Raw genomic sequence first — 16,691 nt, forward strand, 5'->3', positions numbered from 1 at the left:
ATGGAATTGGACATTACAGACGAATTAAAAGCCTATTTTGATGCCAGAGGTAGAGTTGTTTTAAACGCCTGTCCTGGTGGTGGAAAAACTACTGCGATTGCTCAAAAAATTATCAATCTTGAGGATGAGTATAAAAAGATCTATGGCAATCACTCAGGAATTGCTTGTTTGTCATTCACTAACGTTGCTAAAGATGAAATTAACTCGACATGTAACAAACTTTGCAGTAAGAATTTGCAATACCCCCATCTTGTAAGTACCATTGATAGCTTCATCAATACATACATAACATTACCATTTTATTACCTTTTAGAAAGAAATTTTGCTCGTCCTCAAATTTTGGACAAAAAAGAGCGTTTGGATTCATTTTGGAAAATCAATGATGCTAAAACCGGAAAGAATACTGGTGCACTTAAGCGACCAATGAATACTTTTAAAACTAAGCAAAACAAAATATTATTCTTCCAATATGCACCATCAAAAATTAGGTTAGAGCCAGATGGCACTTATTCCGTAAATGGTGGCAACCCATCGACTGAAAAGGTTGATTTAGATGTTTTTATTAAATATTGTAAATACATAAAAAACTGGCAGTTTAAAAATGGTCTCATTACAACAAATGATTCTGCATTTATTGCATTAACTCTTCTTAGAAAAAATCCAAAAATTAGCAAATGGTTGTCTAAGAGGTTTCCACATATTATAATTGATGAGGCACAGGACAACTCATTAATGCAGCACCAAATTTTTGAAGAATTAAATAATCAAGGCTTAATTAATCTCGAATTTATTGGCGACCCTTATCAAAGCCTTTTTGAATTTAGGGATGCCAATCCGCAACTATTTTTGGACAAATATAATAGCGAAGATTATGTTGGTTTAGATTTATCAAACAACAGAAGGTCGCCACAACATATTATAGACTGTTTTTCCTTATTAAGACCCGAAGATCAACGAACTATTTCAAGTGCCTGCAAAACCAACTTGAACGAGCCTATTCTTATCTATAAATATAAAACTGGCGACAGAGGCGAAATCATAAATCATTTCGAAGAATACTGTACCGATAAAGAATATAAAAAGCTTAAAGTGGTAGTTCGGGGGAATAATATTAGAAACAAAATGTTGGGTAGAGATACACAACAACAACCTTGGCACAATTCCTTAGCATACGAACTTATTGCTGCCAAAATAGAATATGATGATAAAAATTTAAAAGAAGCCATCAACATAGCCAGAAATATTGTAATTCGTTTGGAAAATAGGGGATTGTCTTTTGCTGATTTTGGTCATTTGCGAGCTGAATTAAAAACTGATTATCTCTATAATGCCCGCATTATAAAGTTTGTTGAAGGATTGCCTGAACTCTCACTTACGGTAGAGGACTGGTCAAATTTATGCCCATCTTACATTCAGAAAGCTCTAAATCTTGATTATGAAATAGATTTTGGAATTAAAAAAACTTCTAAATATTTTGCTAAGACCACGAGAAACGAGCCTGTATCGGCTCATTTCAACCGCGTAGACATTGAAAAAACAAGCTCGCTGACCACAGTTCATAAAGTCAAGGGAAAAACATTGGATGCTATCCTAATATTTTTTGATGAAAAAAACCACGCAAGCAATATTAATTTTAGAGATTTAGAGCCTGATGCTGATGGATTCATAAAAGAAAAGAAACGTATAATTTACGTGGCGATGTCAAGGCCTAAGCACCTTTTGGCTATGGCGTTTCCTGACAAAATTACTGATGAGCAGTTAATTAAAAGGTTCGGGGAAGAAATTTCAATCATTAATCTTGAATGAAACTGTATCATTCTTCAACTAAATATCGACTTCGCCTCATCATAAACCCGCTCAAAATTAGCCGCTAAATCCGCCTGAGAAAACTGCTTGGTGTCATTAGGAAGTTGCCTTTGAATTCTGGCTAATTTAAACTGGACTTTCTTATCTTTTCCATCAGCATAAGTGATAAACTCGCCCTGCTTCAACCGGAAGAAAACATCTGCTCTAATCTTGGGGATTTCCTTTTCGCCTGTTGTGATTCGTGTATCAAAATCAAGATTATGGCCACGACTTATACTTTTAGTCGGGTCTTTGATTATTTCAAAAAAGCGCTCATAGTATTTTGCAGTATCTGGGTCATTGACTTTTCCGAAAAACTGATAGGATAGATTGCTTAAAATCGCTTTGCTCGCCTTATCGCCATACATCATATCGTTCTGTATTTTATCTTGCATCACATAAATGGTGGCAATATCATAACTACGTAATGTTGCTGGAATACGGTGCATATTCAGCAGTCTAATGGTAGGCGCCTCTTCCATCAATAAAAAAGACGGTTTAGAATTTCGCACGCTCATTTGTTTGGTAATGGTGTGAATGATAGTGGCGATTACAGGCGAATAGGATGTCTCATATTTTGGATTGTTTACCACGGAAATTATTGCAGGATTTTCCTCGCTATTGATGTTCAAAGGCACTTCGTCTGCGGATAGTGCCATAAAAATGCGTTGTGTACTAATTCGTTTGAGCGCATTTGCCAAGGTACTTTTCACACCAGCTGTCTGTCTATCTGAATCCTTCCCACTAATAAAAGCATCTGCCATCGCTCTCGATGTGGTGTTGGTTTCCAAAAACTGGATTAGGCTATCGGTATCGAGCATTTGATATATGGCTATTAAATGTGGTAACGTACAGTATTTGGGATAATCGCATTTCAGTTTCCAGATCAATCCACCTATCAAACCTTCGGCTGCATCGTTAAAGAATTTTGTTGTTCCTGTTGTGCCACTTTCTCTTTGTTCTAAAAGGTTTTCGATTAATACACGTGAGACTTCGTTTACGCTTTCCTCGTTCTCTAAATAGCGTGGTGCGATAGGATTTACCCTGTGGATGATTTTATCGAAGGAAATAACCTTAAATGGAATATCGCTATCCCTAAAAAGAGGATAAGCCATTTCGGTCAGCTCAAAATCTTTATAGTCGTGAATGATTCCGCAAAAGCTCTCTTTCCGGAAGTGTTTTAAAAATCCATACACCACACTTTCGGTCTTCCCGCTTCCAGCAGAACCAATGATGGATGCACCCCTTTTGATGTTATCCAATTTAAAATTTCCTTTGGTTGTAGCGAAATTGACTTGATACTTTGTATCGCCATTTTGTACATTTTCAGTTTTATGCAGAAAAACGTACAATCCTATATTAATTAGCATTAGAGGACACGCCAGATAAAGCAATATTGATACTAATTCATTTCCTTCAGTAATATAGAAAACGAAGACCGAAAGCATTATGATATTCAATAGGAACGCATACTTACTTACCCGAAACATTGCATAGAAAATAATACTGGTTAGACCAATAATTAAAAGTATCGTTATGACATTATATATCTGCATATTAATTAGATTCCGATGGAACTTGATTTAATTGCCACCTCTGCACCACGTCTTAATCGTTTGAAAATCCGAAGTGCGATTTGTGTTTGACTAACTGGAATACTTGGCACTATCGGTAATCCTGATTTGGTAATCATTTTAAACGCTAATGCTTTTTCGTTCGCTGGTAATTTCATCAAGGCGGCGAAATATAGATTTGGGCTTTTTACAAAATCCTTTCGTGCTTTGTAGGTCTCTGCAAAGTTGCGTTTGTACCCAAAAGTCTTATCAAACGTCTTTTCAGCTTTCTCAAAAAACTTATCTCTGTCAAAACCACGTTTTACGGTTTCCCCATTCAACTTCACATCGGAAGCTTTGTATTTGCTTCCAGGTGACAAACTAAATCTGTTTGACGCATCCTTTCGGCTCACAATGATATGGATGTGACTTTGGTTTCCATCTTTCGCCATTCCCTGGACAATCCGTTTTCCATTTTGTTGATGTGGTGCTTGGCGTTCCAGTTTGGCAATTTCTTTTTTCATCTTTTTGATATTTCCTTCAGCTCGCCCTTCTTGAATATTTCGGATTTCAGTTTTTAGCTGAAGTATTTTTGTGGCAAAAGGTTGGTTCTCTTTTACCTGAAAATCCGTCCCCTTAAATGTGCGTTGGTGTTCAACTTTAGCATAATATTTTATGTCGTCGATACTGACAGGTCGCCCTTTGATTTCCCTGTTGAATGAAGCCACATAATCCTTCATCAGCTCGCGAGTATATCTTTTTAAATCTTCGCTACTGTTCTGAAGTTTTCGCAATTCAAAATTTGAAGGACTCACGGTAATTGAATAGAACCTTGGTTCGTGTTTTTCCAATTTTGCGGTATTTCCATCTATTTCTTTGACTACTTCTTCAGCGGAAATCTCATCGCCATATTGATTGAAAAAATGTTCCATTTCGTGTTGTTCCAATCCTTGGTTTTCCTTCTCTAAATAGCCAACAAAATCTGCTGAACTTTTGGAAAAGTTACCGCCCATTTTTTGAGGTGTGATTGTGATGTACATAAGCTAAATCTTTAAAGTTCATTGTTGGTGTTTCGCTTTTCGCGAAAGCGTACTTCTTTCTTTTCCTCAGCATATTTTTTTTCCAAAATGAGCGGTTTCTTTTTAGGTTCGTCCATTACAAAAAGGGATTGCAACATTGCGACTGTAGGTTTGGTTTGTGTCTTTTCCACATCTCGCATTATGGCGATAACTGCATTGATTCTTTTGAGTAACTTAGCTTCTATGGTACGTCCAGTTGGTCCCAATTTTTCCTTTGGTGATATCTCGTTGTAGAGGAAAAAATCAAGGATGTTTTCCATCGCTTCCGTGTGCGTTTTGAAGTGCTTCTTGGAAAATTCCTGAAACCTTTTGGCGGTTTTCCGTTTGAACCTGATAGTGATGAATGAGTCCATTTCCTTTCGCTTTTTTAAAGATTTGACGTAAATCCATCCCTGTTTGCTGGTGTTTCAAAACCATTTGACGCAAATCGATGGATTTTTTATATCTACTTTATTTTTAACTGCTTAAAAATCAATAGATTAAAATGAAAATGGAATATGTAACGCGGCGCAGCCCGTTACCCTCTTGCTATTCCTTTTCGTCACGCGCAAGCGTGACAAAAATCCATACAATCCGGCTAAAAAGCCGATTGCCATTTTCAGGGAAAATGATTTTCCGATATGTTATTTTTCGATGTGTATGGTTATCGGCGAAAGTCGAAAAGTGGATAACCCTACTTAAATTTGAATGCTGAATTTCAGCGAAATAAAGATACGTTTTTTTCTTGACTATATATTAATTGCATAGAAAAACACCTCTAAAATTTTAGAGGTGTTCGTTGCTCTATATCATAGTGCTAAATGTTGAAAACGAAATTATAGGTGTATAAGTTTTTAATCATTTCTTCATCTATCAAACTATCATAATCTGCCCCAGTTTCGTCAACATATTTTTGGATGGATTCCCCATAAATATGTGTAACGTGTTGTCTCGAAACCTGTAAAAGTTCCTCTTGTTTTTCCTCGCTCAAATCTTGAAATTTTATGTGAATCATAGCTTCAAAATTTTAATATTCGCTTGGTAACATCAGCGTATCATTTACAAAAAATAACCGCAGTTCATCGAGTGGAAAATCGGTTGCCCTGTAACGGTGTTTTTCCAAAATATTGTCGTTGCCATCGCTGTAAATTATCTCGGCTTCATAACCAGAATAATCCTGTTTTTCTTTGGGCAATCTTTTGAAGTCTATGGTTACAAATTCGCTTCGGTTCATCAGACTTTTTGCAATTACGGACGTGTCCGTAATGAGCCAAAAACATTCCGCTACCGTAGAAAGATATTTTAATCCGTCCGTAAATCTTGTTCGTATGAGCGGTAAAGAATAGAACATTTCTGTTCCCGTAAAATATTGCAATCGCTCTTTTATTTCGTTAACTTGTGCTTTCATTGTACATATATTTAATGTGTGAATAATGAAAAAGAGGGCGAAACTTTCGACAGGTGCGCCCTCTTTAATTTTGAAGATTACTTATCGCTTTTGCTTCCAAGTAATAGGATTTCATCAGCTATAACTTCGGTAACATAGCGTTGTTCGTTATCATCAGTTGTATAGCTTCGGGTTTTAAGTTTTCCCGATATTCCAACTTCTTTGCCTTTTTCGACAAATTTCTCAACGATTTCAGCAGTCTTGCCCCAAGCTACTACGGTGTGCCAGTTGGTGTCCGTTTGTTTTTCGCCTTTTGCATCTTTGTAATACTCGTTTGTAGCGAGTGAGAAGCGGGCTACTTTCTTACCGCTTTCAAGGTTCGTAATGGTTGGCTCTTGTCCAACGTTTCCAATTAACTGTACGTGATTTTTAATAGTACTCATAATAAAATATTTAAGGATTTATATTTCCCCTATTGATTTAAAACAGATTAAATTTTAAGGGGTGTTTGTTCTTTTCTTCTGTGCACCGCACAATGGATAGAGTGGGTTTTGTCAAGACTTTTCGGGCAAAATCAGGTGTGTTTGCGACGTAGTAAATTCCTTGGAATTTCAAGGAAGTAGAAGCCTTATTTTTCACTAAAACTTGTATAGTCTTGACAAGTTCCATAAGGGCATTAGCAATTCTTTTAAGCGCAGTTGCGTTTGAGCGTACCGACAGTTAAGCGAGATAAGCAGCTGTGATTAAATTAGAATTGGTTATGTCGTGCCTGTTTTTCGACGCCCCGAAAAACAACAAAGGCTTTATCCATTATAAACCCCTTAAAATGTGTAGGGCAGCGGTTCGGTTTTTAAGGATTTTCGAGTGAGGGCTCAAGAAGACCGCGCCGAAAATCCTGTTAAGAAAACCGAAGGGATGACTTTCCGATGAAAAGCGGACTTAATCCACAATTTTGGCAAAGGAATGAAGTGTTCCTTCCCAGAGCATCGGGAAGGGTTAACGGAATGGAAAGCTAAAATTGGGGATTGTGTCCAAGATATGTGTAGTGAAGCTCTTTTTCCGAAATGTAGCTTTTGGCGAAATGCAGGGGAATGTGCTGAACGGATTAAGAAAACTATTTATTCTCATTATGCAGGATTTAAAGCGGACTTGACTTTGAAGGTGTAGGTTGGAATGCAGTTTGACCGTTTCCCGATATTTCTCGGGAATGTACGGGCAAGTGGAATGGAAAACGGAAGCTTTGAAGTTGTGTCCAAGACTTTCAGTAGTGAAGCGCTTTTGCCGTAATGAAGCTTTTCGCGGAATGTAGGGGAATGTGCTGAATGGGAATAAATCTAATGGCATAAAAAAAACCTCCCTACCAATGTAAGAAGGTGAATTTGTTTCCAATTTAAACCAATTATTTATTTAAAATATGTCTTCTAACGATTGTCCCTAAATCTTTTTCCGAAAACCATATATCCTCTGGATGAAGATGCATAACAGGTGCTTGTTCGCACTTGTTGTTGCAGTCCATATCGTCAACCTCAATTTTATTTTTTAACTTGTATTTCTTTATATAATAATCTAAAAGCTTTCCTTTTTTCTTTCGGCAATTAACGCCGTCACACCGATAAATAACGGGTTTATTATTTTTATATTCTTCCATAGTATTCTATTTATAATGAATGTTTTTTAGGTCTTAATAAAATAACCACTAACACCAATATTATTAATGTAATAATGCCTCCATAAAGGAAGCTTTGATTTGGGAATGTAGTACCCAAAAATCCTGCCAATGGATATGCAAATGCCCACCATAGATGTGAAAATGCAAAATGAGAACCGTAGACTTTACCTTGTTCTTCGATGGGTACTGTTTCTCCGATAAGTGTTTCGGATGGAATCTCCGCAAGGCTTTGACCAAGTCCGGCAACAATCCATACAATGAATAACATTGAAAAATCGAGGTAATTGGCAAAACTTATGGCAACTCCTAAAATCAGAGCTCCAATAATGAGAGATATGCGTCTTGATTTGGATTTATCAATTGCTCCAGAAACAAATGCCGCTACCATTGCACCAATAGCGAAAGCTGCCATAATGATTCCGTAATCTTTATCTGTAAGTTCCAATCCACCTTTGACCAATATGATGGTATTGACCAAGATAAGTGCGCCAGCAACCGCAGAAACAAATTCAATGAATAATGCGAAGCGCACGTATTGATTGGAAAATAGTAGTCTAATACCCTTTAAAACATCTTGCCAAGTGGTTGGCTTTATCTTACCCTCGATTTCGTCTGCAACAATATCCAGCTTACTTTTTGGAAGGCTCAACAATAAAATACCTGCGATAACAAATGTAACAGCATCGACAAAAAATATTTCCCTTGCACCTAACCAGATGGCTAAAATCCCTGCCAAGCCTGGACCCAATACTCCTAACAGCTGATACGTGGCTGCCGATAAACCTATCGCTTGTCTGTATATTGATTTATCTACAATCTGCGGAATGATAGACCGATAAGTCGGACTAAAAAATGCGTTAAATACATTCATCAGAAAAATGAGGACATAAATTTGCCATTCTTCAGTCACGAAAGGCAGACAACCTACTATAACCATTCTGATAAAATGTGTGGTATAGAGTATTTTCTTTCGGCTAATCCTATCTGCTAATACGCCTGCAAAAGGCGAAAATACAATGAATGCAGTAACTCGTAAAGTAAGAGCTGTTGCCAATATGACCGCAGCCCTTTCTTCGCCGAACTGATATGCCAAAAGAGCCAACCCGACCCACGTAAAGGCATCGCCCAATAAACTTATGGTCTGTGCCAAATAAAGTTTTGCGAATAAACGATTACGTAAAGCTTGGAAGGTCTCTAATAGTTTTGACAGTTTCATCTATTCTCTTAAATCATATTGTTTCGTTTGAATTCCGTTTTTTATTAACTAATAGCTGATACACACAAGGAATTACCACCAAGTTCAAAATAGTAGCTGAAAGCAAACCACCCAAAATCACAACTGCCATAGGGCTTTGTATTTCACTTCCGGGTTCGCCACCTTTTAAGGCTAATGGTATCAATGCCAGACCTGTGGTAAAGGCAGTCATTAAAATGGGATTTAATCTATCTAATGCACCTTTCTTTATCAATTGAAAGCCTTGGATTCCTTCCTTTCGTAAATCTTCATAACGTGATACCAATAAAATACCATTACGGGTTGCTATTCCAAAGAGACTGATAAATCCAATGGTCGCAGCGATACTGATGATTCCTGATGTGAAGTACACAATCAAAATACCACCAATCAACGCTAATGGTAGATTGATTAAGACTACGAACGCCAGTTTTACATCCTTGAACTCATAATATAATAGCAAGAAAATGATGGCTATTGCAATTATGGCTGTTATCAAAAGCAATTGTGATGCTTTGGATTCACTTTCAAATTGTCCGCCATATTGTACACGATAACCTTCTGGCATATTTACATTGCTGGCGACCACTTCCTTTATTTCGTTAACGGCACCACGTAAATCCCTGCCTTGAACATTGGCTGCTACCACAATCTTACGTTGCACATCTTCTCGATTGATAGTGTTTGGACTGCTTACAGATTGAACGGTTGCCAGTTCGCCCAAAGTGGTTTGACCACCATTTGGCAAACTGATTAACGTGTTACCAATATTCTCAATGTTGTCCCGAAACGGTTTTTCATAGCGTACTACCAAATCAAAATATTGCTGTCCTTCGTAAATTTCGCCTGCTTCTTCGCCTGCAAAAGCAATATCCACTTGTTCCATTAAATTACCGACCGTCATACCATAAGCCGAAAGAATCTGGCGTTTGGGTTTGATACGTATTTGTGGTACTTCAATTTGCTGGTCAACCGCAACATCTGCCAATCCATCAATATCCTTAATGTTCTGTTCTACGCTTTTACCAACTTCAAACAAACGTTGTAAATCGGAACCAAATATCTTTATAGCAATATTGGCGCGTGTTCCAGAAAGCATATGGTCAATACGGTGTGCGATGGGTTGTCCCAATGTGATATTAACACCAGGTGCGATACTCAATTTATTTCGGACTTCTTCAAAGAACTCTTCTTTGGTTTTGTTCTCAAGAACAAAGGGCACATCAATTTCCGAAGCATTAACACCTTGTGCGTGTTCGTCCAGTTCGGCACGTCCTTGTCTTCGAGTAACGACCTCTACTTCGGGCATATCCAATAAAATGGTCTCTATTAACTTTCCAGTCTTATTACTTTCTTCCAAAGACATTCCCGGTGGACCAACCACGCTAATTACCAATGAACCTTCATTAAATTCTGGCAGGAAACTTCTTCCCAATTGCGTTACAACCAGAAGACTTAATACAAATGCAATGACAGTTACGCCTATAATGGTTTTAGGTATTCGTGTCGCTCGTTCCAGAAGATTGCCATAATGTTTCTGCAACCAACGCTCTACTTTTGTACCATCAGCCTGTTTGTTTAGAAGCTTCTCATTGTCCAATAAATAAGAACATAAAATTGGGGTTACGGTTACGGCAACTACCAATGAGGTCAATACTGAGGTCACAAAGGCTATTCCGAGCGGTTGTAACAATCGACCTTCCATTCCGCTTAAAAAGAACAAGGGAACAAACGAAACGATAATAATCAAGGTAGCGATGATAATGGAACTTCTTATTTCTACTGAAGCATCACGCACTACTTTTATTGTCGATTCCCGTTCCCCTTTTGGTTTTCTGATATTTTCACGCAAGCGTTTATATACATTTTCCACATCAATGATGGCATCATCTACCAACGCCCCTATGGCAATGGCCATACCACCCAAACTCATTGTATTTATGGTGTAACCCAGCCATTTTAAAATAATGATGGATACCAATAATGAAATAGGGATTGCCAGCAAGGAAATAACGGTAGTTCTCCAGTTCATTAAAAAGATGAACAGGATAATCATTACAAAAAACGCACCTTCCAACAAAGTCATATTTAGATTACTAATAGAAGCATCTATGAAATCGGACTGTCTAAAGATTTGGCTTTTGATGTTGACACCTTTTGGCAAGGTTGTGTCCAAGTCTGCAATGGCTTCGTCCAAGCGGTCTGTCAACTCCAAGGTATTCACATCGGGTTGCTTTGAAATGGTCAGAATCACAGCGGGTTTTGCATTTAATGAACCGTCGCCAATTTTATCGGCAGCTCCGATTTGTACAGTTGCTACATCTTTTATTTTGATGGTTTGACCATTCACTTCCTTAAGAACGGCTTCCTGCAAGTCTTCCAGCGCATAGGCTCTACCGCTTCCCTTAATGATATACTGATTGCCATATTGATTGATGACACCGCCGGGTGCATTTTGATTTGCTTCCTTAACGTGTTCCACCAATTCTGATAGGCTCACGTCGTAATACTTCATCTTTTCGGGATTGGCAAATACCTGATATTGCTTGTAATCGCCACCAATGACCACCACATTTGCAATACCGCCAATGGCTTTTATGCGAGGTCTGATTGTCCAGTCGGATAAGGTTCGCAGTTCCATCGGCGAAAGACTGTCTGATGTCACTCCCAAAAGCATTATTTCGCCCATAATGGATGAAATAGGTGCCATTGTTGGTGCTCCAATTCCTTCGGGTAAATTTTCCCGTACCATCGGGATGCGTTCACTAACAATTTGGCGAGCACGATAAATATCTGTTCCCCATTCAAATTCTACCCAAACAATGGAAACACCTGCTGCCGATGACGAACGGATTCGTCTCACATTTGGCGAACCGTTTAAGGCCGTTTCCAATTGATAGGTTACTAATTTTTCTACTTCTTCAGATTCCATTCCGTGTGCTTCGGTAAGAATTGTTACCGTGGGCGCTGTAAGGTCTGGGAATACATCGACGTTCATTGTACGTGCATAATACACGCCCAACACACTCAATGCAACCGCTCCCAATAAAATGAGCAATCTATTTTGAAGTGAAATTGATAATATTTTGTTTAACATTTCACTTCGTTTTTAATGTTCGTGACCGTGTGCAGGTGTTGAACCCGACATTGAAGCCATTTTAACTTGATATGCTCCTGTAGTTACCACTACTTCGCCAACTTCCAAGCCCTGCACTATTTCTACATTCTCGCCATTGCGTTTTCCTATTTTTACAGGACGTCTTTCAAAACTTTCGCCTGAAAGTTGCACGATAACAGAATAACTTCCATAATCTTCCAATAAGGCATCAACAGGAATCGTTGTATTTTGGGTCGCATTTCCCATTGCAATTTGAACGGGCGTTAAACTTCCTTCTGGCATATCGACCTCTGCATTTACTTGTGCAAAAACTGAAATCAATGGATTTTCACGCTCTACATCTTTACCTATGGAAAGAATCTTGCCTTCCGCATCTGTTACATTTGCCCATTGTCCGTTGCTCGTTTGATACCAGATTCCCTGTACATTGTCCATCGTAAGTCCATAGTCAGGTGCTAACTGGGTTTTCAATACCTTGGATTGATGTGTCCCTATAGCTACCAATGCGACGCCTTGCGCCACGTAATCACCATTGGAAACCGTAATGGATTTGATAAAGCCATCAAAAGGTGCACGAATTTGTTTGCTACCTCCCGAAACGCCTAATGTCAATGATTGATAATTGGCTTTGGCGATTTCAAAATTGCTCTCTACTTTCTCGAATTCAGATTTTGGGACAATTTTAGAGTCGTATAACTCTTTCTTTCGGTCATATTCAGATTTGGCCTGTTGGTATTTCGCTTTCGCGGAAGCGATATCCGTACTCAAATTATTAGATGCCAAACCTTGGCTATTCAAACTCATTAAGAGCTGACCTTTTTTTACTGCTGTGCCTTCCGTGAGGTTGCTTACTTTAAAATCTACCACCCCATTGGATTTTGCTGCCAAGGACTTTACAGAACCGGGCGAGGGCATCCAAACACCAGAGGTGTTGATGACATCGTAAATTTTACCTGAAACGACAGGTGCGGTTTGAAAATCGATTTTCCAAGCTTGTTCCTTTAAAAACGAAATGCTCCCATCATCTTCGGCTGCACCCAAAGCTTTTATGGCTTCATCTATATTAGCATAAACCGTAACATCGTCAATTGTTATTTTATCTGAATATTCAGGTGTAGTTAATTCAAAAACCAATTGATAGTTTCCTTCTTCTTTCGGTTGTATGGCAGGCGAAAAAATGCCTGGGGATGACGGTGCATCTACCGTATTTCTAATTCCTTTTCCATCTTTTATTAAGCTGACCGTTACAGAACCTTCTTGAACGGGCTGGTGTTTATCCAAAACCGTAAAATGGGCTGCAAATCTACTTCCGTTACCTACTATGAGCGCAGGAAACTCAACAAAGAGTTCTGTTTTATCCGTCCAGATAGTATGGCTCAATCGTGGAATTTCTTCGCCCACGTGACTACCATCTTCGTTGTGTGCGTGTGCGTCTTCTGACTTGTTATTGCAGGACATTGCCAAAAAGGCGAGCACTATTATTATATATTTCATCTTTCGTATGTTTTTGATTTTTAATGGTCGTGGTGTTCTGACTCATCATCGTGTTTGTGGGTGTCAGAATCATCATCTGTATGATTCCCTTCTGAATCGTGGTCGTGCCCGTGTTCCTCTGTTTTTGTTTCCATAGAATCAGTTCCTACTTTAAACTCTTCTTGCTCTATGGTTTCTTCCGTATGACTACCATCCTCATTATGCTCGTGACCGTGGTCGTCAGTATTTTCGGTTTTTGTTTCTCGACAAGAGGTTACTAAAAATGTTGATGCGATTGCTATTGCGAATATTGATTTTGAAATTTTACTCATTGCTAAATATTTGTTTTGGTATTCGTGAATCTTCGATTTCATAATTGTATGTTTAAAAATTTATAACTGATGTTTTAATAATTGTGCTTGAAGCAGTTGCAGTTCCTTTTCCATTTGCAGCATTTTATCTGATGCATTCCGATAAAACTGAAGCTCCACGTAATAATCCATAAACGAATACTCGCCCAACATATAAGCCTTAAAAAGCAGTTGCTCGCTATTTAAATTGCCCATAGTGGTTTGATACTCATTAAATTTTTCGAGTATCAATTCGTATCGATTATAGGTTTTTTGAAATTGTGTATAAAGCGAAGTGGTAACTACCTGCGTGTTGGACTGTTGATACTCATAATTCGCTTCGGCAGCTTTTACTTTGTTCTTGCTACTCCAAAGTGGAATTGAAACACCGCCATAAAACCCAGAATAATGACTACCGCTAACGCCTTGATAATTATAGCCAAGTGCCACGTTTGGCAGCACCTTGTTTTTTTCCAGTTTTACTTTTTGACGAGATGCAGATTCATTAGCCTTTAATTCTTGTAGTAAAGGGTCTTTCGCTAATTTTTCCTGCCAAAGATTATCTACCGTACCAACTTCGATAGGTAATGCAATACTTGACGAAATAGCATCAATTGCATTGCCTCCGTTCAAGGTTTTGAGTTTGGATAACAAAATTTGGATTTCGCTTTCAATCTGTTCCACAACAAACTGCTCTTGAATCCAAGCAATTTTCGCTTTATTCAAATCTAAAATGCCTACTTGCTCGGTATCAAAAAGTTTTTGGATTTGGTCAAAAACCTGCTTGCTCTGGGTTTTTCTTTCTGCTTCAATAGTTTTTTGCTTTTGCAAGAAAGCAAGTTCCAAAAGCGTATTTTTTGCTTTCAATAAGACTTCCAGTCTTTTATTAGCATAGGCTGACGCTAACTGTTGCGATTTAGACTCGTTCCATTTGCCACGAGCAGCATATACCGTTGGGAATTCAAAAGATTGCGATAGTTGATATTCGGTATAATCTCCAGTTGTATTGTCGCCAAATGGCAAATAAAAGCCAGAAAGCTGTGGGTCAGGCAAATTATTGTTGCTCCTGTTTTCGAGTTGCTGACTTTCAATGAAAGATTGATAGCCTTTTAACTCTGTATTGTTCTGTTCTATTTCGTTAAGCAGTTCCCCAATATTTTTATCCTGTGAGAAACCATTAACATAGAACAGGCATCCGCAAATCGCGGACACGATGTATTTGTTCATTGTTTGAAATTTTAGGTTTAATCTTACCTGTCGACTGACAGGTCTGCATTTATAAAAGGGAATAATACCATAGCGATACCATTCTCCTAAATGATTAACCTAAAGATGGTGGGCCTCGTGAGTCGAGGGAAGAGAGGTAGGGATTAAAATATGTATTGGGTGGATGATAGACAGGCGGTTTACTATTTTGCCTATAGTCAATCAAAAAGATTTTTTGAGTTTCAAAAGAACTTTTTACTATATCCTTATCAACATTGGTCTGCTGCTCAACTGTATTCCTTTTAAGTACAACAATATCGCTGGATACCGTTGAGTGGACGTGCATTTCCATAAAGAACCCAAAAAATCCGTATGGGGATTCTTCCTTTTCGTGCGAACTGTCATCGTGATGATGGTGTTCGTCAGTATGAGCAATATCTGAAAGGGAATGCGTTTCCTCGTGCTGATGGTGCAAATGCGGAAAAACCTGATGCAGCATCATAAGGCTAAACAAGCCTAAAAAGAAAAATGCCGCTATTTTATTTGGTTTTTGCATTAATTACAAAGATAGCAATATTTCTTGTCTGGGAAAATTGACACACTATCAAACTAAATTCTAAATTATTTTATAAGTATTGCAAAGGGGGGAAATCCAGTTTAAGGTACTGGATGAACCTTTTGGCTTTATGCCATTGCATAGACTTCGTCGAACAGTTTTTTATCCAACCGTTCTTGTTGGCCAAAGCTTTTCTTCAAAACATTATGAAGTACTGAATTAAACGCATTGTAACCTAACCACAGATTTGGTTCTTCATTGAGCAACAAGGCTTCATAGTTTAAGATTTCGATGACCTCACGAGATTTTTTCGACGGGTCGCTATTATTATCGCTACATTCATACCTAAACAGTTTTGTTTTGTCAAGAATCGCTTTTACAAATTCCTGTGTATCGATGATTTTAAATTCTTTCATCTTGTCGAATTTCTTTGTAATGGTATAGAATTCATTGTCGAGAAATTTATCGAATAGATTGTTCAGCCTCGGCATAATCAAGTGCGTATTGTTCTTACTGTGCTTGATGGAAAACTCGATTTCCGCTTGAGAAACGTGCAAGCCATTTGAACATACTTCCCTGTAAAACCCAAAGTGTCCAGAGGTCTTTTCACTTCCGTCATACGAGTTTTTGAACCGAAGCATCGGCAGTATCAAGTCCTTATGGTTCTTGACCGTAAACTGGCTTTTATCATCGATGATAAAGTCGGTAATAAACGACCTATCATTTTTGTTGATGGTGCGTTTGTGGAAATTCAGTTGTTCATCGGTCAGCATTTCTTCAGCTTTCTTGAAGAACAGTTGATTTGGAATGTGGCCATAGCTGTTCGATACCACATTGACGATTTTGCCATTAGAGATTATGGCATTTTCAAGCCCTCTTCGGGATTCCATCTGTGTCAGACTTTTTAAGGATTTCATTTCTGATGGAACAAAGATTTCATCCTGTTGTAGATTTTGTAAATACATTACTTTTGAATTTAGACCTGTCTGCCGACAGGCAGGTTAAACATTTTCTGATAATACTCGGTAATAGTTGGGATGCTTATCCCTGTAATAAGCCAAGTGACTTTCGCCACTATCAATGTCATAATTTTTACTACTTGACTGATAATGCTTTTCAGCTTCTTGTAGCGAAATTTTAGGTTTTTCAGATACTCTTTTCATAATGATATATTTTGATTAAACAATATTTGAGCAGTACCTAAACGGAAGATAAAATCTCAGCTCAAAAGGAAACGGAATA

16 protein-coding genes are annotated in these 16,691 nt (G+C 38.1%); 1 reads left to right on the top strand and 15 read right to left on the bottom strand.

Annotated elements, in window-relative coordinates:
* Entirely contained in the window at positions 1-1,806 is a 1,806-nt protein-coding gene (locus P176_RS20235; RefSeq protein WP_081820674.1) for an ATP-dependent helicase, read from the top strand.
* A 14-nt stretch (positions 1,807-1,820) separates the two neighbouring features.
* On the opposite strand, the gene P176_RS0104890 is transcribed toward P176_RS20235, so the two are convergent.
* From P176_RS0104890 to P176_RS20355, 15 genes are all read right to left on the bottom strand, one after another.
* Entirely contained in the window at positions 1,821-3,401 is a 1,581-nt protein-coding gene (locus P176_RS0104890) for a type IV secretory system conjugative DNA transfer family protein (RefSeq protein WP_037348722.1), read from the bottom strand.
* 5 nt (positions 3,402-3,406) lie between these two features.
* Entirely contained in the window at positions 3,407-4,438 is a 1,032-nt protein-coding gene (gene mobB, locus P176_RS0104895) for a MobB family relaxase (protein WP_026753651.1), read from the bottom strand.
* A gap of 11 nt (positions 4,439-4,449) precedes the next feature.
* On the bottom strand, positions 4,450-4,830 hold the full coding sequence (locus tag P176_RS0104900; protein ID WP_026753652.1) for a BfmA/BtgA family mobilization protein: 381 nt from the start codon (positions 4,828-4,830) through the stop codon (positions 4,450-4,452).
* Between the two features lie 443 nt (positions 4,831-5,273).
* Positions 5,274-5,471, bottom strand: a complete 198-nt coding sequence (locus P176_RS0104905) for a hypothetical protein (RefSeq protein ID WP_026753653.1) — start codon at positions 5,469-5,471, stop codon at positions 5,274-5,276.
* Between the two features lie 12 nt (positions 5,472-5,483).
* A complete protein-coding gene (locus P176_RS0104910; RefSeq protein WP_026753654.1) occupies positions 5,484-5,864 on the bottom strand; it encodes a DUF6876 family protein in 381 nt (126 codons plus the stop codon).
* 77 nt (positions 5,865-5,941) lie between these two features.
* Positions 5,942-6,286, bottom strand: a complete 345-nt coding sequence (locus tag P176_RS0104915) for a single-stranded DNA-binding protein (protein ID WP_026753655.1) — start codon at positions 6,284-6,286, stop codon at positions 5,942-5,944.
* 956 nt (positions 6,287-7,242) lie between these two features.
* Positions 7,243-7,491: a (2Fe-2S) ferredoxin domain-containing protein gene (locus tag P176_RS0104925; RefSeq protein ID WP_026753657.1), complete on the bottom strand. Its 249-nt coding sequence runs from the start codon at positions 7,489-7,491 to the stop codon at positions 7,243-7,245.
* A 10-nt stretch (positions 7,492-7,501) separates the two neighbouring features.
* Positions 7,502-8,728 carry an MFS transporter gene (locus P176_RS0104930; RefSeq protein ID WP_026753658.1) on the bottom strand — a complete coding sequence of 409 codons (1,227 nt, stop codon included), beginning with the start codon at positions 8,726-8,728 and terminating at the stop codon, positions 7,502-7,504.
* Between the two features lie 13 nt (positions 8,729-8,741).
* The gene (locus P176_RS0104935; protein ID WP_026753659.1) at positions 8,742-11,843 is read right to left on the bottom strand and encodes an efflux RND transporter permease subunit; all 3,102 of its coding nucleotides are present in this window, start codon (positions 11,841-11,843) and stop codon (positions 8,742-8,744) included.
* A gap of 12 nt (positions 11,844-11,855) precedes the next feature.
* Positions 11,856-13,358, bottom strand: coding sequence for an efflux RND transporter periplasmic adaptor subunit (locus P176_RS0104940; protein WP_026753660.1), 1,503 nt, complete (start codon positions 13,356-13,358; stop codon positions 11,856-11,858).
* A gap of 20 nt (positions 13,359-13,378) precedes the next feature.
* On the bottom strand, positions 13,379-13,711 hold the full coding sequence (locus P176_RS0104945; RefSeq protein WP_026753661.1) for a hypothetical protein: 333 nt from the start codon (positions 13,709-13,711) through the stop codon (positions 13,379-13,381).
* Between the two features lie 18 nt (positions 13,712-13,729).
* Positions 13,730-14,914 (bottom strand): TolC family protein, encoded by a 1,185-nt coding sequence (locus P176_RS0104950; protein WP_026753662.1) that lies wholly within the window; start codon positions 14,912-14,914, stop codon positions 13,730-13,732.
* A 94-nt stretch (positions 14,915-15,008) separates the two neighbouring features.
* The gene (locus tag P176_RS0104955) at positions 15,009-15,449 is read right to left on the bottom strand and encodes a hypothetical protein (RefSeq protein ID WP_026753663.1); all 441 of its coding nucleotides are present in this window, start codon (positions 15,447-15,449) and stop codon (positions 15,009-15,011) included.
* 128 nt (positions 15,450-15,577) lie between these two features.
* Positions 15,578-16,414: a DUF932 domain-containing protein gene (locus P176_RS0104960; RefSeq protein ID WP_026753664.1), complete on the bottom strand. Its 837-nt coding sequence runs from the start codon at positions 16,412-16,414 to the stop codon at positions 15,578-15,580.
* 36 nt (positions 16,415-16,450) lie between these two features.
* Entirely contained in the window at positions 16,451-16,612 is a 162-nt protein-coding gene (locus P176_RS20355) for a hypothetical protein (RefSeq protein ID WP_156032956.1), read from the bottom strand.
* Positions 16,613-16,691: the final 79 nt, after the last annotated feature.

It is taken from the genome of Sediminibacter sp. Hel_I_10, from assembly GCF_000688335.1.
Classification (GTDB): Bacteria; Bacteroidota; Bacteroidia; order Flavobacteriales; family Flavobacteriaceae; genus Psychroserpens.

Bases quoted from the DNA above. Each gene is read 5' to 3' on its own strand.
- P176_RS20235 (WP_081820674.1), top strand. From the start codon at position 1: ATGGAATTGGACATTACAGACGAATTAAAAGCCTATTTTGATGCCAGA.
- P176_RS20355 (WP_156032956.1), bottom strand. From the start codon at position 16,612: ATGAAAAGAGTATCTGAAAAACCTAAAATTTCGCTACAAGAAGCTGAA.
- P176_RS0104900 (WP_026753652.1), bottom strand. From the start codon at position 4,830: ATGGACTCATTCATCACTATCAGGTTCAAACGGAAAACCGCCAAAAGG.
- mobB (WP_026753651.1), bottom strand. From the start codon at position 4,438: ATGTACATCACAATCACACCTCAAAAAATGGGCGGTAACTTTTCCAAA.
- P176_RS0104960 (WP_026753664.1), bottom strand. From the start codon at position 16,414: ATGTATTTACAAAATCTACAACAGGATGAAATCTTTGTTCCATCAGAA.
- P176_RS0104955 (WP_026753663.1), bottom strand. From the start codon at position 15,449: ATGCAAAAACCAAATAAAATAGCGGCATTTTTCTTTTTAGGCTTGTTT.
- P176_RS0104945 (WP_026753661.1), bottom strand. From the start codon at position 13,711: ATGAAATCGAAGATTCACGAATACCAAAACAAATATTTAGCAATGAGT.
- P176_RS0104890 (WP_037348722.1), bottom strand. From the start codon at position 3,401: ATGCAGATATATAATGTCATAACGATACTTTTAATTATTGGTCTAACC.
- P176_RS0104950 (WP_026753662.1), bottom strand. From the start codon at position 14,914: ATGAACAAATACATCGTGTCCGCGATTTGCGGATGCCTGTTCTATGTT.
- P176_RS0104935 (WP_026753659.1), bottom strand. From the start codon at position 11,843: ATGTTAAACAAAATATTATCAATTTCACTTCAAAATAGATTGCTCATT.
- P176_RS0104915 (WP_026753655.1), bottom strand. From the start codon at position 6,286: ATGAGTACTATTAAAAATCACGTACAGTTAATTGGAAACGTTGGACAA.
- P176_RS0104905 (WP_026753653.1), bottom strand. From the start codon at position 5,471: ATGATTCACATAAAATTTCAAGATTTGAGCGAGGAAAAACAAGAGGAA.
- P176_RS0104940 (WP_026753660.1), bottom strand. From the start codon at position 13,358: ATGAAATATATAATAATAGTGCTCGCCTTTTTGGCAATGTCCTGCAAT.
- P176_RS0104910 (WP_026753654.1), bottom strand. From the start codon at position 5,864: ATGAAAGCACAAGTTAACGAAATAAAAGAGCGATTGCAATATTTTACG.
- P176_RS0104930 (WP_026753658.1), bottom strand. From the start codon at position 8,728: ATGAAACTGTCAAAACTATTAGAGACCTTCCAAGCTTTACGTAATCGT.
- P176_RS0104925 (WP_026753657.1), bottom strand. From the start codon at position 7,491: ATGGAAGAATATAAAAATAATAAACCCGTTATTTATCGGTGTGACGGC.